General features: G+C 62.3%; 21 protein-coding genes. 2 read left to right on the top strand and 19 right to left on the bottom strand.

Going from position 1 to position 22,515, the window contains the following annotated elements:
* Window positions 1–50: 50 nt before the first annotated feature.
* Together CP958_RS04820 and CP958_RS04815 are read right to left on the bottom strand one after the other, a co-directional pair.
* On the bottom strand, window positions 51–2,411 hold the full coding sequence (locus tag CP958_RS04820; protein ID WP_096700856.1) for an MMPL family transporter: 2,361 nt from the start codon (window positions 2,409–2,411) through the stop codon (window positions 51–53).
* Between the two features lie 10 nt (window positions 2,412–2,421).
* A complete protein-coding gene (locus tag CP958_RS04815) occupies window positions 2,422–3,414 on the bottom strand; it encodes a YCF48-related protein (protein WP_096700855.1) in 993 nt (330 codons plus the stop codon).
* 413 nt (window positions 3,415–3,827) lie between these two features.
* Between CP958_RS04815 and CP958_RS04810 the strand changes: the two genes are divergently transcribed.
* The gene (locus tag CP958_RS04810; RefSeq protein WP_096700854.1) at window positions 3,828–4,889 is read left to right on the top strand and encodes an alcohol dehydrogenase; all 1,062 of its coding nucleotides are present in this window, start codon (window positions 3,828–3,830) and stop codon (window positions 4,887–4,889) included.
* A 21-nt stretch (window positions 4,890–4,910) separates the two neighbouring features.
* On the opposite strand, the gene CP958_RS04805 is transcribed toward CP958_RS04810, so the two are convergent.
* From CP958_RS04805 to CP958_RS04795, 3 genes are read right to left on the bottom strand one after another with little or no spacing between them, the layout of a single operon-like run.
* Window positions 4,911–6,533, bottom strand: coding sequence for a PAS domain S-box protein (locus CP958_RS04805; protein WP_170958837.1), 1,623 nt, complete (start codon window positions 6,531–6,533; stop codon window positions 4,911–4,913).
* A 53-nt stretch (window positions 6,534–6,586) separates the two neighbouring features.
* Window positions 6,587–7,285: a response regulator gene (locus CP958_RS04800; protein ID WP_096700852.1), complete on the bottom strand. Its 699-nt coding sequence runs from the start codon at window positions 7,283–7,285 to the stop codon at window positions 6,587–6,589.
* Window positions 7,286–7,305: 20 nt separating this feature from the next.
* Window positions 7,306–7,755: a CBS domain-containing protein gene (locus CP958_RS04795; RefSeq protein ID WP_096700851.1), complete on the bottom strand. Its 450-nt coding sequence runs from the start codon at window positions 7,753–7,755 to the stop codon at window positions 7,306–7,308.
* Window positions 7,756–8,166: 411 nt separating this feature from the next.
* On the opposite strand from CP958_RS04795, the gene CP958_RS04790 reads away from it, so the two are divergent.
* A complete protein-coding gene (locus CP958_RS04790) occupies window positions 8,167–9,915 on the top strand; it encodes a sigma-54-dependent Fis family transcriptional regulator (RefSeq protein WP_096700850.1) in 1,749 nt (582 codons plus the stop codon).
* Window positions 9,916–9,921: 6 nt separating this feature from the next.
* Here CP958_RS04790 and CP958_RS04785 read toward each other — a convergent pair whose 3' ends face one another.
* From CP958_RS04785 to bssD, 14 genes are all read right to left on the bottom strand, one after another.
* On the bottom strand, window positions 9,922–11,409 hold the full coding sequence (locus tag CP958_RS04785; protein ID WP_096700849.1) for an amidohydrolase family protein: 1,488 nt from the start codon (window positions 11,407–11,409) through the stop codon (window positions 9,922–9,924).
* A 2-nt stretch (window positions 11,410–11,411) separates the two neighbouring features.
* Window positions 11,412–12,350, bottom strand: a complete 939-nt coding sequence (locus CP958_RS04780) for an NAD-dependent epimerase/dehydratase family protein (protein WP_096700848.1) — start codon at window positions 12,348–12,350, stop codon at window positions 11,412–11,414.
* A gap of 4 nt (window positions 12,351–12,354) precedes the next feature.
* The gene (locus CP958_RS04775) at window positions 12,355–13,281 is read right to left on the bottom strand and encodes a DUF4037 domain-containing protein (RefSeq protein WP_096700847.1); all 927 of its coding nucleotides are present in this window, start codon (window positions 13,279–13,281) and stop codon (window positions 12,355–12,357) included.
* Complete coding sequence (locus CP958_RS04770) at window positions 13,268–13,486, bottom strand: hypothetical protein (protein WP_096700846.1); 219 nt, start codon at window positions 13,484–13,486, stop codon at window positions 13,268–13,270. The genes CP958_RS04775 and CP958_RS04770 overlap by 14 nt, the downstream gene beginning before the upstream one ends.
* 20 nt (window positions 13,487–13,506) lie before the next feature.
* Window positions 13,507–14,097, bottom strand: coding sequence for a DUF4258 domain-containing protein (locus tag CP958_RS04765; RefSeq protein ID WP_096700845.1), 591 nt, complete (start codon window positions 14,095–14,097; stop codon window positions 13,507–13,509).
* Window position 14,098: 1 nt separating this feature from the next.
* A complete protein-coding gene (locus CP958_RS04760) occupies window positions 14,099–14,623 on the bottom strand; it encodes a hypothetical protein (protein ID WP_096700844.1) in 525 nt (174 codons plus the stop codon).
* 11 nt (window positions 14,624–14,634) lie between these two features.
* Window positions 14,635–14,922 carry a MoaD/ThiS family protein gene (locus tag CP958_RS04755; RefSeq protein WP_096700843.1) on the bottom strand — a complete coding sequence of 96 codons (288 nt, stop codon included), beginning with the start codon at window positions 14,920–14,922 and terminating at the stop codon, window positions 14,635–14,637.
* Window positions 14,919–15,494 carry a DUF4125 family protein gene (locus CP958_RS04750; RefSeq protein WP_096700842.1) on the bottom strand — a complete coding sequence of 192 codons (576 nt, stop codon included), beginning with the start codon at window positions 15,492–15,494 and terminating at the stop codon, window positions 14,919–14,921. The genes CP958_RS04755 and CP958_RS04750 overlap by 4 nt, the downstream gene beginning before the upstream one ends.
* A gap of 5 nt (window positions 15,495–15,499) precedes the next feature.
* Window positions 15,500–17,203 carry a vWA domain-containing protein gene (locus tag CP958_RS04745; RefSeq protein ID WP_096700841.1) on the bottom strand — a complete coding sequence of 568 codons (1,704 nt, stop codon included), beginning with the start codon at window positions 17,201–17,203 and terminating at the stop codon, window positions 15,500–15,502.
* 8 nt (window positions 17,204–17,211) lie between these two features.
* Window positions 17,212–18,081 carry a MoxR family ATPase gene (locus CP958_RS04740; RefSeq protein WP_096700840.1) on the bottom strand — a complete coding sequence of 290 codons (870 nt, stop codon included), beginning with the start codon at window positions 18,079–18,081 and terminating at the stop codon, window positions 17,212–17,214.
* Between the two features lie 97 nt (window positions 18,082–18,178).
* Window positions 18,179–18,436 (bottom strand): benzylsuccinate synthase beta subunit family protein, encoded by a 258-nt coding sequence (locus CP958_RS04735; protein WP_277948862.1) that lies wholly within the window; start codon window positions 18,434–18,436, stop codon window positions 18,179–18,181.
* Window positions 18,437–18,529: 93 nt separating this feature from the next.
* A complete protein-coding gene (locus CP958_RS04730) occupies window positions 18,530–21,112 on the bottom strand; it encodes a glycyl radical protein (RefSeq protein ID WP_096700839.1) in 2,583 nt (860 codons plus the stop codon).
* 28 nt (window positions 21,113–21,140) lie between these two features.
* On the bottom strand, window positions 21,141–21,314 hold the full coding sequence (locus tag CP958_RS04725; protein WP_096700838.1) for a benzylsuccinate synthase gamma subunit family protein: 174 nt from the start codon (window positions 21,312–21,314) through the stop codon (window positions 21,141–21,143).
* A gap of 64 nt (window positions 21,315–21,378) precedes the next feature.
* A complete protein-coding gene (gene bssD, locus CP958_RS04720) occupies window positions 21,379–22,338 on the bottom strand; it encodes a [benzylsuccinate synthase]-activating enzyme (RefSeq protein ID WP_096700837.1) in 960 nt (319 codons plus the stop codon).
* Between the last annotated feature and the right edge of the window lie 177 nt (window positions 22,339–22,515).

Raw genomic sequence — 22,515 nt, 5'->3', positions numbered from 1 at the left:
GTCCTCCCTCTTCCCGATTGTCGAGTCGCCCCCCTGGGCTCCCGATTTGCCTAAATTTCCAACGCTTGGATTTCCGGATCGGCCTCGCGGACGATGAAGCGAGGCCGGAAGGCGGCGATCCAGGCCGGGACAAACACCATGGCGGTGACGGCGCAGACGGCGATCATGAAGATCAGCAGCTTGGCGGCATCGGCCTGGAACCTGAGGTCCGAGACGAACACCCAGGCGACGATGCCGCCCACCAGGGTGGTGACCGTGCAGGTCACCGCCCGGCCGGTGGACGCCACCGAGCGGCCGATGGCGGCCTTGACGTCGGCGTGCTCGTGCAACTCGTCTCTGATGCGGTCGATCATGTAGACCGCGTAGTCGATGCCGATGCCGAGCCCCACCGAGATCAGCGGCACGGTGTTGATGTTGAGCCCGATGCCGTTGACCGACAGATAGGCGTAGGTCAGGGCGGTGGGGATCAGCATGGCGCCGAACATCAACAGGCCGGCTTGCCACGAACGGTAGGTGAAGCCCACCAGGCCGCAGATCAGCAGGAACACCATGGGAATGACGATCAGGTTGTCGATGAAGACGTCGTGATTGACCGCCGCCGTCACTCCCAGCACGCCGCCGGCCAGTTCGATGGTCACGCCCTTGGCCATGCCGGCCACCATCGTGGCGCCCTCGCGGGCCATGGCGATGGCGCGGTCCACGGTCTCGCCCTTGTGGTCCTTGTAGAACAGGGCGAGGTTGGCCTTGGAATAGTCCGGGGTGATGAAGTCATTGAGAATGCCGGGGATCGGGCTCGACGCCATGTAGGCGAACAGCACGCCACCCACCAGTTGGGCGTCCTTGGGCAATTGCTCCCAACGCTGGTCGCCGTTGTGGATCAGCTTGTTGACCTGGCGTACCAGGGTCGGCACCGACTTGACGCCGCCCAGTTCGGGATCGAGCATCATGTGGTTGTTGAAGGCCTCGATGGCCTTCATGGCCTCGGGATCCTTCAGCCCGCCGGGCTTGTCGGCCTTGGCGACCAGCAGCAACTGCTCCGAGCCGGGGAACAGGTTGTTCACCGCCGTCGACGAGACGTTGTAGTCATGGTTGCGATACAGCAGCGGCGAGCCCGGCTCGGATTCACCGATGGTGATCTTGCCCGACATGGCGATGGAGCCCATCACCAGGAACACTCCGATCACCGTGATGGTGATGGCGTTGATGCGGTGCGAGACGCCGTGGCCAAGCGCGGTCAGCAGATGTTGCAGCTTGCCGTGGCGGGCGGCGGTGCTCTCCGGGGTCGGCAGGGTGCTCAGCAGCAGCGGAATGAACACCAGCACGTTGAGTATGCCGCAGACCGCCCACAGCGCGGTGAAGACGCCCAGTTCGAAGTTGATCCGCACCGAACCGGTCACCAGCAGGGCGAGGCCGATGGCGTCGCAGATGATGCCGAGCGTGCCGGGGTGGAACATCTCGGCCAGCGTCGCCTGCGCCGCCTTGGGCCCGTCGCCCAGCCGGGCCAGTTCCTGATACCAGCGTTCGACGATCTGGATACCGTGGCTCATGGAGCGCGCCGCGATCAGGAACGGGATCACCAGCATCAAGGGGTCCAAGTGGTAGCCCAGCAGGACGATCCAGCCCAATCCCCAGATGGTGGAGATGGAAATGCCGACCAGCGGCAGCGCCACCCCGTAGAACCGGCGGAAATAGCCGATCAGCAGCACCAGAACGATGACGGCGGTATAGGCGAAGACCTGCAGGCTTTGCGGCAGGTAGGAATAGACCCAGCCGATCAGCGCGGGCTGGCCGGTGGTATGGATCTTGACGCCGCCCGTATTCTCCTTGGTCCGCATGTCCTGCAGACCCTGGAATATCTTCAAATAGTCCAGCTGCCCGTCGACGAACTGAGCCTTGATCAGGGCGGCCTTCAGGTCCGGCGACACGGTCAGGCCGAAAACGCGGGGGTCCACCAGAACCTTGGCCTTCATGGCCGCCAGTTGCTCCGGCGTCATGGGGCCGAGCGCCGGGTTGTAATAGACCTCGGAGCGCACGCTGCCTTCCTCGGTCAGCGAGATGAAGCGCGACGTGCGGTGCGTGATGGACGAGACCAGGTTGTGGTTGATCCCCGGCAGGTTGTCGATGCCGTTGGTCACCCGGTCGATGATGGCCAGATTCTCGTTGGTAAAGATGGTGCCCTCGGCGACCTCGATCGCCACGGTCAGCACGTTGGCGCCACCGAACAGGCCCCGGATCTCGTTATGGGTCTTGATGAAGGCGTTCTGCTGCGGCAGCAATCCCTCGAAATCGGTATAGATGCGCAGCGCCGGAATTTGCGTCGCGAAGCCCAGCGTCACCAGCGCCACCAGCACCAGAATGGGCGTGCGCAAGCGGAACAGGCGCTCGGGAAGGGAATCGATGAAGTTGTGCATGGCCTGATCCTTAATTGATCTTGCTGGCGGAAGCCGTCGGAGGCGCCGGCAGTGCCAGCACCGCCCCGGTTCCGGCCAGCATCACTCCCTGGGAGGTGGCGGCGATGCCGCGCAGGTCGGTCATGGGCAGGCCGGTGACCGGGCTCCACCTCCCGCCCGACAGCCGTGCCGCCGATCCGGCCGCGCCGACCACCACCGCCTCGTCATTGGGCAGAGCCAGGACGCCGTAAAGTGGTGCCTCGATGGGAGCCTTGGTGCGGTTCCAGGTGACGCCGCCGTCGCGGGTTTCCTGCACCGCGCCGCCAAGGCCGACCACCAGGCCGCGCTGCTCGGTCTCGAAATGCATGGCCTGGGGATAGAAGTCATCCCCCATGCTTCCGCCCTGGGTCCAACTGGCACCGCCGTCCCTGGTGGTCAGGACGCGGCCGAACTCGCCGGCGACCACGCCGAAGGCCGGGGTGGGGAATTGGATGTTGAGAAGCTGGATGTCCTCGTCCAGAGACTTCTCCGCCCAGGTCTTGCCGCCATCGGCGCTGACCACCAGAAGGCCGCGCGCCCCGGTGACCCAGATGCGGTTGTCGGGGGTGCAGGTGGCGTCGAGCACCGCGTCGGCCGGCGGCAGGGGCAATGCCGTCCAGGCCGACGCACTGGGGGGTGCCCGCCAGATCTTGCCGGAGAAATCCAGCGCGACGAAAGATCTGTCGCCGCAGCTCGCCACCCGCACCAGGGGAGCGCCGTCGGACAGGGCGGTCCGCGTCCAGCTCGTGCCGCCATCGGCGGACGAGATCACCGCCCCGAAGGAGCCGACAGCCACCAGGACGGTGCCATTGGACACCAGCGATTGGAAATGATCGGTGCGGCGAACCGACTTGGCGGCCTCCGTCGCCGCACCGCCGGAACGACGATCATCCTGGCAGGCGGACAATATCAGAGACGAGATGACAAGCATCACCGCAGCGCCCGCGCCGATACGGCGCGGAGACGTGTGTTTCCCCTGGATCATAAACCTTCCCCTTGCACTATTTTTATTAGCAGCCCATTTGCATTGATTTCTTGCGGGCTTTTCTGTCACGTGGTCTGGTCAGTTAAGAATTAAACAAATTTCTATATCTGGCCTGAGTGCATGAACATTATTATTGGTTTTGCATGGCGGTATTTCCGCGCCGTTGCCAATCTATGCGCTTATCCTGTGGGGCAACAATTGGTGCGAACCCCAAAGCAATGAGGATTTACCCCTGATTTCTGGCGGAAATCGGCAAGGACTGGCGGGCCGGAGAATTCCTTTAGAATTCCCCCCTAGGGACTAGGTGCGCGCCCCAATTGCGGCCCGGATCGCCGCAAGAAAGGATGGCGACGGACTGTGGGTCCGGCGGGCCGGCTCCCGTCGGCCTCACCCCTGTTTCCGGGAGGTGGGATATGAAGGCGGCGGTCTATTTCGGTCCCCAACAGATCCGGGCCACGGATGTGCCCGATGCCGCCATCCATGCCGATCATGAGATGCTGGTAAAGGTGACGGCGACCTCGATCTGCGGGTCCGACCTGCACCTCTTCCGCGGCGCCCTTGATCCGATCATGGACCGGGGCACGTCGCGAACCGGACACGAACTGATCGGCGAGGTTCTGGCCGTGGGAATGTCGGTGGGGCGGTTCAGGCCCGGCGACCGGGTGAGCATGGCCTATTCCTGCTCCTGCGGGCATTGCTACATGTGCGAGGTGGGCCAGACCGCCCACTGCGAAACGACCCGAAAGGCGGTGTATGGCTTCGGCGTGCCGTTCGGGAATCTCAACGGCACGCATGCCGAGGCCATGGTGATTCCCTACGCCGATGGGCACGCGATCCAGGTGCCGAGACAGATCCCCGACGAGGCGGCGTTGACGCTGTCGTGCAACCTGCCCTCGGCCATCATCGCCAATCGCCTCGCCGATATCCGCCTGGGTGAAACGGTGGCATTGGTGGGCTGCGGGCCGACCGGCCTGATGACGCTGGACATCGCGCTGCTGCGCGGACCGGGCCGCATGGTGGCGCTCGACACAGTCACCCATCGACTCGATGTCGCCCGCGCCAAGGGGGTGACGGCAATCGATGCCGGCCTGAGCGATGCCAGGGAGACGGCCTTGGCGGAAACCGGCGGGCGGGGTTTCGACAAGGTGATCGAGGTGGTTGGCGCACCCGAGACGCTGCAGATGGCTCTCGATCTCGTCCGGCCGGGCGGCACCGTCACGGCGATCGGCGTGTTTACCGATACGACGTTCAACCTCAATCTGGCCGACGTCTTCTTGCGCGATATCACGCTACATATGAATGGCTTCGGCAATGTTCAGCCCTATATGTGGGAAGGCATTCGGATGATGGAACGGGGCGTGGTGCAGCCTCAACGCTATTTCAGCCACACCTTCGCCTTGACCGATATCGATCGGGCCTACCAGACCTTTGATCGCAAATCGGATGGGGCCATGAAGATGCTTATCCGGCCCTGACGCCACCGGGGCGGGTGACGCTCATAACGGGACGGTCGTCGAGGGCGCGATGGCCGGGGACGCAATCGGCAGGGTAATCTGGAATCTCGACCCCTGGCGGCCCATCGGCGTGAAGGAAAGCTTCCCGCCGTGGGATTCGACGATGCAGCGGCAAATGGTCAGGCCGATGCCGATGCCGTCCGGCTTGGTGGTGAACATGGGTTCGAACAGGCGATGCGAGCGGCTGCGGGCGACTCCCCGGCCATTGTCGATGACGAAGACCTCGACCTCGGACCGGTCGGGGCGCAGGGAACTGCCGATGGTGAGGATACGCTCGTCCTCGGGCAGGTCGGTCATGGCCTCCATGCCGTTCTTGAGCAGGTTGAACAGAACCTGCTGGATCTCGATGTTGCACAGGGGGACCAGGGGAACGTTCGAGGCCAGATCGAGGTTGACCGAAACCCTGTGCTTGTGAATTTCGAAATTGAGAAAGCTGACGGCGCCGGTGATGACCGCGTTCAGGTCCTCGGGGATCTTTTCCGGGTCATGGCGACAGACGAAATCCCGGACCCGGCGCAGGATTTCACCGGCCTGCTCCAGATAGGTGATGGACAACCCGACGGAATTCGAGATTTCCTCGGCGCCGTCCATCTGGTCGAGACGCAGGCGGCAGCCGTTCAGGTAGTTCAGCGCCGAGACCAGGGGCTGCCCCATCTGGTGGGCCAGCGCGGCGCTCATCTCGGCCATTGAGTTGATGCGGCCCAGCCGGGTCAGTTCGGCATAGCGGAGCCGTTCCAATTCCTCGATGCGGCGGCGATAGGTGATGTCGGTGAAGACCGTCAGGATCGCCGGGGCTCCCGCCAGATCCAGGGCGATGGAACTGACGTTCAGCCAATGCATCTTGCCGCCGCGCTTCTTCCGCATGCCGATCTCGACGCTGCCCACCTCGGAGTTGATGTGGTTCTTGATCAGCCAGGGGAGGTTCTGGCTTTGGATGGCGGTATCGTCGGGAAGAAAAAAACGGGTCGGAAGATCGCCCCAGTCCCGCACCTTGCCGTCGGCGTTGCCGATGGTTTCGTCGAAAACGTGATTGGCCTCGAGAATACGGCCGGCGGCATCGGTGACGCACAGGCCGACGGGCATGGTATGGAAGACGGTCTGAAATTTGCGCTGGGTTTCGTTGGCGATACCCTCGGCATTGATGCGGGTCGCCACCTCGACGTTCAGTGCCTCGATATGGTTGCGCAGATCCATAGTCCGCTGCTGAACCACCAATTCCAGCTTCTCGATACTTTCCTTAAGCAAGTCCTCCGTCCGCCGATGCTCCGATATGTCCTGCACTACCCAGATCTGGCCCAGGTGAGGATTGGCGGAATCGATGGTGCAGCCGGTAACGATGCACCAGATCATGGTCCCATCCTTGCGCATCATCGGGCGTTCGTCCCGATAGGCCAGATTTTTCTCGAAGAAATGCCCGTAGACCTCGCCGATATGGTTGAACATTTCCGTACTTGGATACAGTATTCTTACGGATTTATTGTTGATTTCATCGGAATCGTATCCGAACAGATCCTCGAAGCGGCGATTGCAGCGGATAATATTTCTGCTTCTCAGGAAGCAAATGCCAACGGGTGCGTTGTCCAGGATGCTTTTGTATTCGAACATGGCCATTTCCCATGGTTTCGATGGGATGCCCGTGCCGGGCACCCCGCTTCGAATCAGGCTGAGAGGCTGTGAGCTTCGCTTTCACAGCAGTTGGCGTTCCCCTTGGGCAGGGAAAGCCAGCGACAGCCGCGACAATGGCTGTTGTTCATAAGGGCGAGATGGACGAGATCGCTGGCGGAGCGGGCGCCCAGCTTCTTCATCACCCGGGCGCGGTGGGCTTCCACCGTCTTGTAGCTGATCCCCAGATTGCGGGCGATTTCCTTGCTGCTCTTGCCGGCAACCACCTGTTCCAGGACGCCCTTTTCCCGCAGCGAAAGGCTGTCGAGCCAACCGATGTATTTGTCGCGCTCCATCTCCTTGTCCAACACTTCCTTGCTGAGGCGAAGGGCCGTGTTGACCGTGTCGAGAAGATCCTGGTTCCGGTAAGGCTTTTGAAGAAAATCGATGGCGCCCTTCTTGACCGCCTGCGCCCCCATCTGGGCGTCGCCATAGGCGGATAGAAAGATCAGCGGCAGCGGAAAGTTCTGCTCATACAGAATGTTCTGCAGCTGCAATCCGCTCATGTTCTGCATTCTTACGTCGAGGATAAGGCAGCCATGGCGGAACTCCAGGTCGGCATCGAGGAATTCCTGTGGGCTCTCGAACAGCTTCACATTCATGGAGATGGAGTTGAACAGCCACTTGATCGACTCGCGTACAGATCGCTCATCATCAATGACAAAGATAGTTGGCGTAATGGATGCCTGGGCCATTTTCGATATCCTCCCAAATGTCAGTTGATGCCGTGGCGCCTGTATTCGCAAAGCGCCGCCGTTTCATTTGGCAGTTCATCGAACAGCATGGATTTGATGATATCGCCGATGGTGAGCATCCCGACCATCCGGTGGGATTCGTCGACCACCGGGACGTGGCGGATTCGGCGTTCCGTCATGGACTTGATCAGGCGGTTGACGTGGTCGGTTTCATGGCAGACCAGGACCTCCGTCGTCATGATCTCGGCCACGCTCAGGCAGGAAATGGCTTGGCCGTGCTGGGCCAGGCCACGAACGATGTCGCGCTCGCTGGCGATTCCCGCGATGCGGCCGTCGGTATCCAGTACGGCCACCGCGCCAATTTTCGCCGTCGTCAGTATGCGGGCGACCGTGGATGCGAATTCATTGGGCTGAACAGTTAGGTGATTTCCTCTCCCGGCTTTGCCGTCAAGAATGGATTTCACAATCATGGCAGACCTCCCAGTCCAGATTAATTTTCCGCGCGGTCATGCGCGGCCTCGGATTTTCCGAGCGGTCCGGGGGGATCCCGGCCGTGTTGCCGTCTTCAATTGCACTGAGTGTGCCAAGCTTGTGATGCATGATGGAAAGTAATGGCCTGAATCCGCAGGCACCTGTTTTTGCTTAATATTGTGCGCTGCAAAATTTTAGTCATTCAAGTATGGACTCGACAAAGGGGGCGTGTCGCGAGGCCGCATCGGCCGAATTTCAATTAGTCGTCGAAAGCTACAGTAATTATTAAATTGAAATTGCGCATATTGATGATGTGTGTGGAAATCTGTTGTAAAAAATATCACATTGCAGTAATGATTGTGCTCACTGTGCATTATTGTCGCGGATGGCTGTTGTAATCGGGGTGGGGAATGTCGAAGGCTCGGGCCAAATCCAAATCCAAGCACGGCGGTGCCGCCGACGGTGTCGTCAACGAAGCCCTGGCCAAGGAGTGGCACGACTCGTCCGAGTTGTTGACCCATCTCCACTTCTCGCCACAGGACGGACGCATCTGGTTCGACAGCGGCCGGATGCTGCTGATCGACCTGGCGAGTATCACGGCCATTCGCCGCGAACTCATCGATTCCCTGGGAACCGAGCGGGCCCGCAGCATTCTGAGCCGGGTGGGAATTGGCGCGGGCAACCGCGATGCGCAACTGGCCCGGCGGATGCGGCCGTCGGTCAGTGCCCAGGAATTGCTGTCGATGGGGCCTCAGCTTCACGCGCTGAAGGGAGCTTCGGCGCCCGACCCCATCCGGTTCGATGTCAGTGTCGAGCGTGGCTATTACTCGGCGGAGTTCAACTGGCGCGATTCGTCCGAGGTCGACTCCCATGTGGCCAGCTATGGCCGCAGCGGCGAACCGGTGTGCTGGATGCAGACCGGCTACGCCTCGGGCTATATCAGCGCCATCATGGGCAAACAGGTTCTGCACCGGGAGGTTCAGTGCCGAGCCATGGGGCATCCTTTTTGCCGGGTGATCGGCAAGCCGCTGGATGAATGGGACGATAGCGAACTGGACGACTTTTCGGCCGGGGGGGCGCCCTCGGGCAATCCACGGGCCGTGGTTTCCGCCAATGCGCTGGCGTCGCCGGTTCTCGCCTTCGGCGATCTGCTGGTGGGGACGTCGTCGGGATATGTCACCACCTGCCACATGATCGAGCGGGTGGCACCCACCGACGCCACGGTCTTGCTGCTGGGCGAGACCGGGGTCGGCAAGGAGATGTTCGCCCGAGCCCTGCACCGTATATCCGCGCGGGCCGACAAGCCTTTCGTCGGCGTCAACTGCGCGGCCCTGCCCGAGAATTTGGTGGAAGCGGAATTGTTTGGGGTCGAGAAGGGGGGCTTCACCGGGGCGGTTCAGTCGCGGCCCGGCCGGTTCGAGCGGGCCAATGGCGGCACCTTGTTCCTGGATGAGATCAGCACCCTCAGTCCGGCGGCTCAGGCCAAGCTGCTGCGCGTGCTGCAAGAGCGTGAGGTCGAGCGGGTGGGCGACACCCGCTCGCGCAAGGTTGATGTCCGGATCATCGCCGCCACCAACACCGATCTCTACGAAGATGCGAACAAAGGCCATTTCCGCAGTGACTTGCTTTTCCGTCTGGATGTGTTCTCGGTTCATATTCCGCCGCTGCGCGAGAGGCGCGACGACGTACCTGTCCTGATCGAGCATTTTCTCAAGCGCTTCTCGGCATTGCATCGGCGCAATATCGTGGGTCTGGCCGAACGAGCGGTCTTGGCGCTGCTGGAATACGACTACCCGGGCAATATTCGCGAGTTGGAAAACATGATCGAGCGGGGAGTCATTCTGGCCCCCGACGGGGGCGTGCTGGATATCGGCCATCTTTTCACCCGGGCCAGCAATTTCGGCGCCGCCTCGGTTAACCCGACCATGATCGCGGCACCACCGCCTGTCGCCGATTCCCTTGTCACGCCACCCTCGCTTTCCGGGCTGGTCGATACGGTTCTCGACGGCAAGCTCGACATGGAGACGCTGGCAGACATGCTGGTGGAAAAGGCGATAGCCAAGGCGGGCGGCAACCTGGCGTTGGCGGGGCGGATGCTGGGCATGAGCCGGTCCCAGATCGCCTATCGCAGCCGGCGCCTCGAGCGTGGCCGGTCATAGAAGACGTCAGCCCTCCCACACCACCTCGCCGTCCAATACGGTCATGACGACCTTGGCCTCGGCGATCTGATCGGGCGGCAGGGCCAGAAGATCGCGGTCCAGCACGGCCAGATCGGCCAGCATGCCGGGAGCGATGACCCCGACGTCCTGCTCCCGGCCCGAGCAGAACGCTCCGGCGCGGCCATAGCAGTCCAGAGCCGCTTCGAGGGAAATGGATTCGGAGGCGGACAGACAGGCGCGGCCCTTCACCCGGCGGGTGACCGCCACGGCCATGGCCGGCAGCGGCGGGCACGGGGTGAGCGGGGCGTCCGAGCCGAAGGCCACCGGGATTCCCGCCGCCAGCATGGATCGGATCGGGCCGATCCAACGCAACCTTTCCTCATCCAGATGGCTGAGGCAGCCGGGGGCGGTGGCCGCCGCCAGGAGATTGGGCTGCAGCACGGCAATCGCCCCGGCTTCGGCAATGGCGGGCAGCAGATGCGGGGGGCAGATCGAACAATGCTCGAGGCGCGGCCGGATGCAAGGGGTCGGGGACAGCCTCCGGATCAGCGCCAGGGCGTTCAGGCTGCGCTGCAGCATGGTGACGTCGGGCACATGGAAGGAAAGCTGAAAGCCGGCGAGATGGCCGCGCAAGGCGATCTCGTCGATTTCTTCCTGGGCGGGATGGCAATTGCCGGTGCTTTCGTCCAGGGCGATCTTCATGGCGCCCAGGCGCAGATGATCATCCCCCATGCCCGTCCTCAGACCCAGACCGGCGAATTCATCCAGGGAATCCGCCCCGACCAGCATGCTTATCCTTGGCGCCAAAAGGCCGTGATCCTTGAAGTGGCGCGCGGCCATCCAGTGGCGATGGCCGTTGCTCCAACTCGTGTCCTGCAAGGAGGTGATGCCGTTCTCCAGATAGAGGCGATTGACTTGGCGAAGACCTGCCTCGATCTCGTCGGCGGTCATGGGCGGCAACGCGGCGGCGAGGCGGCTGTCGTTGCCGACAAGGACGCCCTCGGCGATTCCGGCCCCGGCCAAGCCGCATCTGGCCAGGGCCATGCTGTTGAGAACACAACTCTGCCCCGATTGCGCGACCAGCACGACCGGCCGGTCGGGCACGGCCTCGTCGAGTTCCTGGCGGGTGGGCAGCCGCCCTTCCGCCAGGGCGGCCGCGTCGCAGCCCGCCGCCCGTACCCAGGGATGGGCGGTGGACCGACGCAAGGCCGCCTGCAGCGAGGCGATATCGGTGACGCTGGCGGGTGAGCAATCCACATGACGCAAGGTGGCGGCATGGGCGATGGGATGGCAGTGGGCGTCGTTGAAGCCGGGCACCGCCAGACCGCCACCGCAATCGACCACGCGGGTGCCCAGGGCCGCCAGATCGGCCAGGGCATCGCGGGAGCCGGCATACACGATGCGATTGCCCTTGATGGCGATCATCCGGGGAGGGGCGCCTCCGGCCATGGCCGGCAGGGCGACCAGATTGTCCAGGATCAGATCGGCGTCCATGCTTATGATCCGTCCCGGGCGCGGGCGGCCCGTCGGATCATCAGGTAATACTTCAAGGACTCCCGGATGCCGGCGGCGAAGGGGGTATAGGCCAGGCCAAAATCCTCGGCCGCCGCCTGGCCGCTATAGATCAGGTGTTCGGTCAGCGGAAAGGGCAGGGGCAGCCCCCGCCTCTCGATCTCGCGGGTGGGCAGCGCCAGGGTCTCGACGGTCTTGCCGGTGATTTCGCCCAGAACGTCGATGATCCGCCCGTAGGAAATCAACTCGTCCGAAGCCAGGTTGTAGACCTTACCGAAGGCTCGGGGTTCGCCCAAGGCGCGGATCAGGGCTTGCGCCATGTCGACGACCCAGATGACGCTGAACAAAGACAGATTGTGCTCGGGGATTTCGATGGGACGGTGGCTGGTCAGACGGTCGAAGAAATAGCTCTCGCGCGGGGCGTAGTTGTAATAGCCGTAGATGACGGCCGGGCGGAAAATGGTGAAGGCGATTCCCCGTCGCTCGCATTCGGTCTGCACGGCAATTTCCGACAGCCATTTATCGAAGCCGTACCGGGACTGACTTCCCAACTCCTTCTGGGGGGCGGCGAGCTTTGGCGCGTCCTCGCGCACCGGCAATCGCGTGGTCCGGTCATAGACGGTGGTGGTGCTGATGAAGATGTACTGGCGGACGTTGCCCGGCAGGTGATCCAGCAGCGACATCACCTGGGCGGGTTCGTAGCCGCAGAAATCCACGACCGTATCCCAATCCAGCGGAGGAATGGCCGTGGCAACCTGTTCGATCCGGTCGCGGTCCCCCCTCAGTTCGGTGACCGTGGGCATGCCGAGCGGCTGGCGCCCGCGATTGAATACATAGACGTTGACGTCGCCGTGCTTCGTCAGCTCTTCGACGAAGACGCGGCCGGCAAAATAGCTGCCGCCGATCACCAGGACATTTCCCATGGTCTTAAGGTCCCACCCAGACGTTGACGGCACGCAAGGACGGATCGGCGATCCGATCATGAATGACCGGGCCGTGATCCACCAGGAAGCGGCTCGAGGAATGGCTCAGGCCCTCGGCGACCAAGGCCGCCACGAGGCGGGCGCAGATGGCGTCCACCGCGGCCGTCTTATGGCCGGGATCGTCGGCCGCGACGAGGGCGGCGACGGCCTCGGCCAGCCAGGGACCCAGGATGGGCAGTTCGGCCAGGCCGCGCCACAGCCATTTGAAGTAGGGGGCGTAGCGACGATTGAGCAGATAGACCAGCGAGAGGGCATCGGCGCAGAACTTGGTTTCCGCGTATCGGGCGGCGAACGGATCGCCGCGCTGGATGCTGCGGTGCAGATTGTATTGCCCGGCTTGTCCCGCCGACATGCAGCGGGCACCGATCTTGGCCAAGCGGACGTCATCGGGATAGAAGGCCAGCAATCCCTGGCGAATGCGGGAAAAGTCTCCCAGCTCATCGGCGAAAACCCGGCCGGAGGTCGCGGCCGCCAGATTCTTCTCGGGAATTCTGAACCAGTCGGCCAGGGTCTCGGGGATGCCGGGGCGGCCGATGAAGCCGCGGTAGAAGGAGCCGATCTCGAACACGCCCACTCGGCCCCCGCCCCATTCGCTGGTCTGGCGGGTGAAGCCGTTGAATGTGGGCGGTAACGCCCGATAGTCGCGTCCGAGGGCGTCGCCGATCTCCATATGATCCTCGTGGGTCAGCCAAAGGCAAAAGCCAGGCCCCCAATCGTGGTCACGGGAATACTCGTCGTCGAACCCCAGGCAGTCCGAGCCGTCCCCCACCAATCCGACCGCGATGCGGTGGCGCCAGGGGGCATATTTCTCCTCCAGCCAGGGCCTGCCGTGCCGCCGCCAGTAGTCCTCGGCGAGATCAAGCCCGTTCATTTCCGCCTTCCCCGTTCCGGGGCGGTGAGATGCCCGGGCCACAGTCCCTGACCAGGATCTGTCTCATGCTGCCGGCGATCTCGGGGTACAGTTCGGCCAATCGCGATGCCAGTCGCCGGCACTCCGCCGGATCGACCGAGCTTCCCTTCATTTCGGCCTCCAGCAGCGTGGCGAGCTGGTCGATTTCGGGATAGCTGTAATCCATGCTTGGTCTCCGGCCGATCGCTATGAGTCGCTGGGGAATTCGATGACGTTCACCGGCTCGGTGGTGGTGAACAGGCTGTTTTGGATCATGAAATCCATCCGCTCGCCGACGGCCGGCTCGATGTATTTCTCACCACATTCCACGCAAAGACCGGCGGGAACCTTCTTGATGACGTAGAGAACTCCCTCCTTGCGGTAGTCGAAGTTTCCCACCGTCACCGTCTTGATCTCTCCGCCGCAGAAATAACAATTGGTGAATTTGCCGTTCATTTCCGGCACTCCTTTGGGATTGCGCCGCCCCGGCGTCGCCCAGACCGGTCGGGCCGGGACATAGGCGAACGGGATCACCAGCCAGTCGTCGACGCCGTCGGCGCACATGACATGGACCGGCCGGTCGCCGCAGCGGGCTGCGAGCAGCAAACTCGTTCCGCGCCGGGCATGGGTGTGAACCTCGATGATGGTTCCTCCCCGCACGGTCGCCACGATATCGGCGACCGTGAGCGATCCACTCATCAGGCTGCGCACCACGTGCTCGGACATCACGAAGCGGCGTTCGCGCAGGCGCAGGCGGTGGCGCTCCAATGCCCGGGAGGAATCGGGGGGGACGCTCATGCTATTGCTCGATACCGGTAAAGATGGCGTCGTCGCAGGAGAACCATCGCTTGAAACGGGCGTCGGCCGATCTGCGAACCTCGTCGGCCTGCTTGGCATCCAGGCCCCGGCCGCTGATCCAGCGTTCCAGATTGACCCCGCCGGGCAGCCACTTTTCCATGGTCTCACGCTCGAACATCCAGGCTTTGTCGCTGACCCCCAGGCCGGCCAGAATGTCCCATACCGCCTCCCGGTCCTCGAAATGGCAGTAGACGCACATGACGCAACGGTCGAGGCCGAACTCGTCGATGAGCTTGCGGTCCAGTTTGGCGGCGGGAACCTGGTGGGCTTCCACGAAGGGGTCGAGCCTTGCCGCCAGATCATCCAATTGGTCGCGGTGGCCGAAGATCAGCCACTTTCCCCAGAAATCCAGGTACTGCCGATTGGTCAGCGGCTGTCCCCGGAAATTGATGTAATTGTAGCGCTCGCGGATGTGGGCGGCGGGAAGCACGAAGACGAAATGTGATCCGGGTCTGTCGATGATCATGTGCTGTCTCCTCAGCCGCCCGCGATGGCCGGGATGACGTTGATGACGTCGCCGGCGGCCAGCGGCGCGGCGGTTCCACCGGAATACTCGGCATTCAGGCCATTGATGAGAAAGGCGAATTGTCGTGACAGCCGCCCGGCGTCGTCGAGCATGGCGGCGCTGAAGCCGGGGTTGCGCTGATCGACCCGGCCAATGAGGTCGGCAAGGGTGGGGGCCTCGCTCTCGTCGAAGCTCATGGTCTCTTCCAGCAATTGGAAGGGCCGGACTCCCAGCAAATTCAAGGTGACGGTGATGCTCATGACCGCCTCCCTTCGGCGGCCAGAATAGCCTCGGCCTGCTCGATACGGTCATATCCCGCAGCCTGAACCAGTTGCCCCAGGGCTTCGATGGCGAGGTTACGGCCTTCATCCAAGGCGGCCTTGAGGTTGTCGTAATAGAGGTCGAGGGTGTCCGGGCCGTAGGTTTCCAACTCGCAATGCAGATAAACCGCGAAATCCGAGCCATCCTCGGACAGATCGGTGCGGCGGCAGCAGAAACTGGAGAGAGTGGGATAACGGTCGCGCAATTCGCGCTGCCATTCGGTTTCGATATCGACGATGACCTCGATCAGCGGATTGAGGCTCAATGGCTCGATCAGGTCGTCCATGCGGGCATATTTCTCGGTCAGGAGATTGCGTCCCTGCCGTTCGGCCGCGATCAGGTCAAGGCGATAGGCCTCCAGCATGGGATAGCTCCATATGGCGAACAGACTGCCCCGAACCGAGCGAAAGGTTTCCGGTGATCCCTGACACTGGACGGGACGACTGCTGCGAACCTGGGAAAACATCGCCCATTCCCGGTCGAGAATATCGTTCAAGGCGGCGGTACGCATGGCCGTCAGGCTCTCCTTTCATGGCGCAGAAGGGTGGCGACCATTGCGGGGAGCTCATCATTCTTTTCGGCGAATTGGACCAGACTGCCATATTCGTCGCGCAGGGATTGCTTGGCCGACGGGCTGCATCCGATGCCCAGGGTCAGCAGGGAAATGCCGTGGCGCCGGCAATAGGCCACCGCTTCTCCGACGCCGCAGCCCCAGTTGGAAGCGCCGTCGGTGATATGGATCATCAGGCGCCGGCGATTGGTCTTGCGGGTACTGAGCCCGGTGGCGATGATGGCCTCGCCCGAGGCCGTCTTGCCGTGGGGCAGGATGGTCAGCATGGTATCGCCGCGATAAAGCTCGGTGATGCGGCAGGCGTCCTTGACCTCGTTATAGGCAAACAGCCTGGCCCGCTTGTTGAAACGGCGAATGGCGGTAAACAGGGTCTGATAGGTCGATTCCGCCCGATCCCACTTGGTGGGATCGGCCATGGAGCCGGTGGCATCGACCAGGACGACCACGTCGTTGCGCAGATCGAATTCGTGCCGCTTTTCCTGAAAGACCGCGCCGGTCGTATGGGCGCGGTACAGGCGGCGGGCGTGGATTTTGCCGGATTTGAGGCCACGGTTGAAGCTGCTGTTGCGCTGGGCGGCGGCCCCCACCACCCGTTCCAGCTTGCGCAGGAGATCGTAATCGATGCGGTCGGCGGCGATCATCACCACGTCGTTGCCCTCGATCTTCACCACATCGTCGATGTTGTCGACGTTGTCCTTCAGTTCCTCGGTGAAATCGCGGTTCTTGGTGGGCAGCGCCCGCTCGATCATCTGGGCATAGCTGACGATGGTGGCCTTGACCGCCTTGCGGTCCTCCTCCTCCATGGCGATGTCGTCGTCGCAGAAATCGGGGACCAGGCTGCGGTCGCCGCGGTCGCCCGGCCAGAAGCGGATGAAAGGCAATAGCTGCTTCCACACCGCCAGATACAGGTCGACCCGGAAATCCACCCGTTCGGCGACGCCGCCGGCGGCGGCGCAGTCGGTCCGTAGGGCGGCGACCATGCGATTCAGCACGTCGATGGGTTTGGTGTAGAACTTGTCCAGCGCCTGGGTGTTGAGGACACCGCTGACGGTCCGGTCGGTATAGCCGGCCCGATAGAGATCGGCATCACGGTTGGCCGCCATCGCCCACCACAGATGCATCGCCTCGGACAGGGAGGGCGGAGACAGCAGCTCGCGCCGGTTGCGGGCGATGCGCCAGACCCGCGCCGCCTCGGCGTATTCCCCCAACACACTGGCATTGGCCAGAGTGTCCACGTAAACGTCTTCGCACAGCCGCAGGAACAGGCCGAACTTGTAGTCGTACTGCGGCGCTACTGCGGCCTTTTCCCGAGCGCGCTGGAGTACGCGCTCGCTCCACTCGGTCCGCTTGAACGCCTCCTGTACGGCGAGGCCGACCATCAGATCGACCTTGGAGGCCGGCACCGGGTAGTGGCCCATGATCGGAGTGGGGTCGAGGGCGATGGCGTGATCGACCTCCATGCCCGACCACACCACGTCGCCGACGTTCCGTCCGACGAAGGACGTCATCTTGCGCACCGCCACCAGCAGTTTCGCCAGTTCGATGGGCTCGACCGGCGACTTGTTCCGCCGCCAGAAGTCGGAATTGCCCCCCTCGTCGGCGATGACGAATCGTTTGGGAGGGGTATCGTCGGGAGGAGTATGCGGCATGGGATGTCCTAGTACTTCGACGAGAAAACCATGTATTCGGTCTTGCCCCGCTCAACCTTGCCAAGGTTGACGTGCAGCGATTGCAAGACCGCTTCCAAGGTCGAGCGGTCGGTCTGGAGACTGGCGCTGATGGCTTGATGCAGGCTGCCGCCGGCGGCGATCATCTCGGCGATCATCAGCGCCTTGCGGGTGGAAACATCCACCTGAAGATCGGGGCTGGCGCGCAGGCTGTTGACCACGTTGATGATCTCGACGGCCTGTTCCGGCGTGACGCCGGCCTTCTTCTCCAGAACCTCGATTTCCACCTCGTTGGGCAGATAGTCCATGGAGATAACGTAGAAGCGGTCACGCAGTGCCGGGTCCAGCAGTTCGGTGCCGACGAACTCGTCGCCCTCGTTCAGGGTGGCGAAGAACACCACGCCATCGGCCACCTTCAGCAGCCCCAACTCATCCATCCAGACCTGCCGGTCGTCGGACAGGATCGAGAACAGCATGTTGAGCGCCTTGGGGTGCTCCGGCCGGTTGATCTCCTCCAGGTGAATGACGCAGTTGGGAGTCTGCAACGCCTGGGGAAACAGGAACTGCTTGTAGTGGGTCTCGCCGTTCTCCAGCGCGTATTCGCCGAACAACTGGCCCGGCTCCGACAGAATTCCGATCTGGAAGGTGGCCAGCGGCAGCTTGTGGGTGGCGGCGTACTGGCGGACCAGCGACGACTTGCCGCACCCCTGCTTGCCCACCACCAGAACGTTGACCGGATGCTTGCGCGAGATATTACGGATCTTGTCGAGAAAGCTGATGGTCTCGTTGCTGACGTAGTAGTAGGGGTCTTCTTCCGGGACAAACACGCTGGCGCTGCCGATGGTCTGAATAGTCTTCATGGAACACCTAGATAGGAAAAACCGTTGAATGTGCGACGTCCCCGGAACCGCCGGAATTCAGATCCCCGACGGTTCCGATTTTATGCAATCGACGTTCTCAGACGTGGTCACGGAAGGACAGCTTGCCTTCCTCATGACGGCCGCAGGTGGTGTTGAGCGCATCCCGAATCCAGCGCTTCCACACGCCGCCGTTGGCATGGCGGTTGACGGTACACTGGCCGCGGATCGGATCGGTCGGGTCGGGGGTCTGCCACTTGCAGATGCTGCACGGACGGCTGGTTCCTTCCTCCCGGTGCATCTGCACGGCGGGCTGGGCATTGGCCGGAGCGGAGGTGGACGCTTGGGTCATGGTCATGAATTACCTTCCGAACATGAGACGTGAGAATGAAATGAAAGCCGGGGGAGATGGGCGTCCGGACCAACCGGACGCCCTTCGGTTACCGTCGGCTCAGAGGTCGCAATTCAGGAACTCGAGGTCATTGGCCGAGAAGTCCTGCTCATGCCTGGCGATGATCGTGTTCTGACCATAGGTCGGAATATCCACGAAGCGGGCGGAATAGCCCGACACGCGCACGATCAGGTCGTGATGCTTCTCCGGCTCACGCTGAGCGGCCCGCATTTCCTCGGTGCTGACCACGTTGAACTGAACGTGGTCGATGTTGAGGTCGTGCCAGGTGTTCATGTAGGCGTGCCAGATGTCGAAGCCATGGGCGCTGCGCATGATCGGCACCGAGAGCCGCTGGTTCAGCAGATTGGCCTTCTGGTTCTTCTGAACCTTGGACACGGACCGCAGAACGGCGGTGGGCCCCTTCTTATCGGTGCCCATATAGGGCGAGATGCCGCCGTCGTCGGCCGCCTCGCCGCCCAGCCGGCCATCGGGGGTCGGGCCGGTGCGCGAGCCCACTTCCATGTAGAGGCCGACCGCCTGACCGGTCGGACGAACCGGACCACCCGAATAATTGGTGATCTTGCTCATCTCGCCGCCGACGATATCCTCGTAGAAGTTCTTGATGATCTCGTCGCAATAGGCGTCGTCGTTGCCCCACTTGGGAGCGTTCTTGAAATCAAGACGCATCTCCTCGTGGCCTTCCCAGTTGGCCTTCAGCGCCTCGACGAGCTGCTCCATGGTGTACTTCTTGTCGTCGAAGATCAGCTTCTTGATGGCGACCAGCGAGTTGCCGGCGACGATGGTGGTGATCGGGTTGTGCCAGCCATTGGGCTGTTCCGACAGGACGTTGGCATCGACGCCCAGTTCCATGCACCCGTCGTCGATGGCCGAGACGAACGGCATCTGCAGGATACGGCCCTCGAAGTAGCGCGAGACGTCCTTGGCGCGGATGCACAAGGCAATGGCGTACTGGTACTGCTTGCGGAAGGCTTCCCAGAGGTCTTCAAAGGTCTTGAACTGAGTTGCCTGACCGGTCTTGGGGCCGAGTTGCATGTCGGCGTAGGACCAGTCGTAGCCGTCGTTCAAGGTGATCTCCAGCAGCTTGGCCGGGAAGATCGAGCCGCCGCCTTCCGAACGGGTCTTCTGGGTCTTGCGCCGACCGGCGAGACCGGGGGACATGCACAGCACGTTGACCCAGTTGTGGGCTTCCTCGGGGGTGGCGCCGTTCCCGGTCAGGCTGTAGGCCCCGTATTCGAGCATCTGCGCCGTACCGATTTCGTCGTGCTTGATCGACGGATAGCCAAGGCCATCGCGGACGCATTCGAATACCCACCTCAGGGTCTTCGCGCGGCTCTTCTTCGAATAGCGGAAGACGATCGAAGGTTCGGTGGTGCGGATGCGCTTGGCGCCTTCCAAGATGGCGTCGGTCATGTCGGTGCAGGCGTCGGAGCCGTCACCGAGGGTGCCGCCGACGGTCAGGATGAACAGATCGTTGGAGCCGGGGAAAATCTCCCGGTAGGCCCGGGACTTGCCGGCGCCATGCTCGGAAATCTTGAGCCGCTCCATTTCCACCCATTCGACCGCGTTCTCGTAGGTCATCGGCTGGAAGGATTTGTCGACGACGCTGGCCTTGTAGTAGGGCCACAGCAGCGTGTCTTCCTTGTGGGCGTAGCCGCTGGCGTAGCGATCGATGGCGTGGCAGATCAGATAGGTGAACCACTTGGCCTGGAAGGCATCCTTCAGGCCCTTGCACGGCTCGGCCGGCACCCGCTGGCAGATATCGGCGATTTCCAGCAGTTCGGCCCGGCGCTTGGGATCGGCCTCGAACTTCTCGGCGACGATCTTGCACATGCGGGCGTGGCGGCGGGCCCAAGAGATCACCGCCTCGCAGGCGATGATCATCGCCTGCCAGTTGTCAATCTTTTCGATCCACTCCAGTCCCTTGGAGCCATTCCAGGGGAACGCGCCCATCTCGGCCTGGGCCTGTTCGATGTGCGACTTGGCCAGCTTGACGCGGGCCAGCAGGCCGTCTTCGAGCACGGTCTCGTAAGGCGGCACGATGCTGTTGTAACCCGAGGCGAAGGACGGCGCCTCCATGGAGCTGACCTGGAACATGCGCCCGAGGTCGGTCGGATCAAAATAGGGGGAGCACTTGGCCTGCAGGCTGTAGGGCTTCCAGTAGTCGTTGATCTCGGCCGCTTCCGATGTCGGCTGCGGCGCATAGTCGCTGAGCAGGTAATCCTGAACCGCCATGTAGGACAGTTCCGGATAGAGCGGGAACATGTTGGGATCTTCCGCGTGGTAGCCGACGATGAACTCGTCCGGCTGCAGGCACAGGGTTCCCTTCTCCAGGATGTTCTTGAGGCCGAGGGCGCGGCGGATGACTTCCGGCTTGCCCACGCTGGCCTTGTGGGCCTCGGTGATATGGCGCATGCGCTCGATGCCGGCGGTGACGCCCTTCTCGATGAACTCACCGGCGGAGGCGTGCTTCCAGCGGCAACGGGCCTTCAGGCGCTTGGTCCGCTCGGTGGACGGATTTTGGAGGTGCTCGTGCAACTCTTCGGCCGGAATGTTGACCTCGGCCAGATTTTCCGGCGTGAAATTCAGAACCTTGCCACGGTATTCCAGGACGTTGGCGGTCATATTGGTTCTCCCTGTTTTCTAAGGCGCCTTAGCGCTTGCTGTAACTTTTGCAGGAGGCGCTGCCCTCGAAGACCGGGCGGGACAGCCAATACCTGCCCTTCTCGTCAGCCTTCTCGGTGACGCAATCGCCCTTCCCGGCTTCGTAATCGTCGGCGTCCTTGGGAACGGGATTGAAGAATTCACAATTATTGCAACTGGTCATTGGACTTCTCCTTTGTCGCGTATTATCGGGCTTCTATTGTTTGTCTTGGGTTGGTCGGTGGCCGTCATCGATTGCAGGTGATGCCGACCAGTCCTCCAACCGTGATTCCGGGTATTCCCTTGTCCTTCAGCGCCTTGACGAGCGGCAGAACCACTTCGGCCGGGTTCTCCGCCACGCCGGCGAACTTGTAGGTCTCCATGCGGCCCAGGGCGGCGTATTTGCCCTCGCCATAGGAGTGGTAGTTCAGGATATCGACGCCGTTCAGCCGGTCGGCGTAGGCGCCGAGGAACTCGGCGTAGTCCCGGAAATCCTCCTCGGAATCGTTGAATCCGGGGATGACCGGGATGTGAATGCGGACGGTGGCGTTGCGCTCGAACAGGTTGTTCAGATTGCGCAGGATGGGTTGCAGCGGCCACCCGACCACCTCTTCGTGCCGTTTGGCGTTCAGGCATTTGAGGTCGACGATGAACAGGTCCGTATGCTCGACCAGCGGTTCCATGGTCTCCCAGTGCTTGGGAAAGCACGAGGTCTCCATGGCGAGGTGAACCCCCTCGTCATGGAGGCGGCGGGCCAGTTCCAGGACGAATTCGGGATACATGAGGGGGTCGCCCCCGCTCAGGGTCACGCCGCCGCCGCTGTTCTTGTAGAAGGGCTTGTCGGAGAGGGCCTCGCGCAGGATCTCGTCGACCGTCATGGCCTGACCCGAGATGCCCCGTGCCTCGGTCAGGCAGACGGCGGCGCAGCGCAGGCAGCGATCACATTTGTCGCGGTTCACCACGAGGGTGGGGGATTTTCCGCCGGTGTCGACTAGGGTTGACGCCCCGGTGGAGCAAACGGCGACGCAGCGACCGCAGCCGACGCAGCGGTTCTCGTAATAGAACATCTCCCGCCTGGTATCCTGTGTTTCAGGATTGTGGCACCACGGACAGCGCAAAGGACACCCTTTAAGGAAAATGGTAGTCCTGATTCCGGGGCCATCTTGCAGGCTGAATCTCTGAATCTCGGTAATGAGGGGTATTTTCACGTCTTGCCTTGTCTGACTTGAATGTTCCTGCCTGTTTTATTCCGTCGTCTTTTTGCGACGGATGTCTGCTGTGCAAACTTACATAAATTCTACGGTGTCCGATGGAGGGGGAACAATTGGTGCGGACACTTAATTCATAGGGGGAATTCCCGTTACGGCCCTGAGACTCGGGCCGTC

The organism is Magnetospirillum sp. 15-1, from assembly GCF_900184795.1.
In the GTDB taxonomy this organism is placed as follows: domain Bacteria; phylum Pseudomonadota; class Alphaproteobacteria; order Rhodospirillales; family Magnetospirillaceae; genus Phaeospirillum.
Note: the sequence above shows the minus strand (reverse complement) of the source record. Positions and strands in the feature narration are given on the sequence as shown.

Bases quoted from the DNA above. Each gene is read 5' to 3' on its own strand.
- CP958_RS04800 (WP_096700852.1), bottom strand. From the start codon at position 7,285: ATGGCCCAGGCATCCATTACGCCAACTATCTTTGTCATTGATGATGAG.
- CP958_RS04735 (WP_277948862.1), bottom strand. From the start codon at position 18,436: ATGACCATGACCCAAGCGTCCACCTCCGCTCCGGCCAATGCCCAGCCC.
- CP958_RS04740 (WP_096700840.1), bottom strand. From the start codon at position 18,081: ATGAAGACTATTCAGACCATCGGCAGCGCCAGCGTGTTTGTCCCGGAA.
- CP958_RS04755 (WP_096700843.1), bottom strand. From the start codon at position 14,922: ATGAGCATCACCGTCACCTTGAATTTGCTGGGAGTCCGGCCCTTCCAA.
- CP958_RS04725 (WP_096700838.1), bottom strand. From the start codon at position 21,314: ATGACCAGTTGCAATAATTGTGAATTCTTCAATCCCGTTCCCAAGGAC.
- CP958_RS04795 (WP_096700851.1), bottom strand. From the start codon at position 7,755: ATGATTGTGAAATCCATTCTTGACGGCAAAGCCGGGAGAGGAAATCAC.
- CP958_RS04815 (WP_096700855.1), bottom strand. From the start codon at position 3,414: ATGATCCAGGGGAAACACACGTCTCCGCGCCGTATCGGCGCGGGCGCT.
- CP958_RS04780 (WP_096700848.1), bottom strand. From the start codon at position 12,350: ATGGGAAATGTCCTGGTGATCGGCGGCAGCTATTTTGCCGGCCGCGTC.
- CP958_RS04775 (WP_096700847.1), bottom strand. From the start codon at position 13,281: ATGAACGGGCTTGATCTCGCCGAGGACTACTGGCGGCGGCACGGCAGG.
- CP958_RS04820 (WP_096700856.1), bottom strand. From the start codon at position 2,411: ATGCACAACTTCATCGATTCCCTTCCCGAGCGCCTGTTCCGCTTGCGC.
- CP958_RS04765 (WP_096700845.1), bottom strand. From the start codon at position 14,097: ATGAGCGTCCCCCCCGATTCCTCCCGGGCATTGGAGCGCCACCGCCTG.
- CP958_RS04730 (WP_096700839.1), bottom strand. From the start codon at position 21,112: ATGACCGCCAACGTCCTGGAATACCGTGGCAAGGTTCTGAATTTCACG.
- CP958_RS04750 (WP_096700842.1), bottom strand. From the start codon at position 15,494: ATGCGTACCGCCGCCTTGAACGATATTCTCGACCGGGAATGGGCGATG.
- CP958_RS04760 (WP_096700844.1), bottom strand. From the start codon at position 14,623: ATGATCATCGACAGACCCGGATCACATTTCGTCTTCGTGCTTCCCGCC.
- CP958_RS04790 (WP_096700850.1), top strand. From the start codon at position 8,167: ATGTCGAAGGCTCGGGCCAAATCCAAATCCAAGCACGGCGGTGCCGCC.
- CP958_RS04810 (WP_096700854.1), top strand. From the start codon at position 3,828: ATGAAGGCGGCGGTCTATTTCGGTCCCCAACAGATCCGGGCCACGGAT.
- CP958_RS04805 (WP_170958837.1), bottom strand. From the start codon at position 6,533: ATGTTCGAATACAAAAGCATCCTGGACAACGCACCCGTTGGCATTTGC.
- CP958_RS04770 (WP_096700846.1), bottom strand. From the start codon at position 13,486: ATGGATTACAGCTATCCCGAAATCGACCAGCTCGCCACGCTGCTGGAG.
- CP958_RS04745 (WP_096700841.1), bottom strand. From the start codon at position 17,203: ATGCCGCATACTCCTCCCGACGATACCCCTCCCAAACGATTCGTCATC.
- CP958_RS04785 (WP_096700849.1), bottom strand. From the start codon at position 11,409: ATGGACGCCGATCTGATCCTGGACAATCTGGTCGCCCTGCCGGCCATG.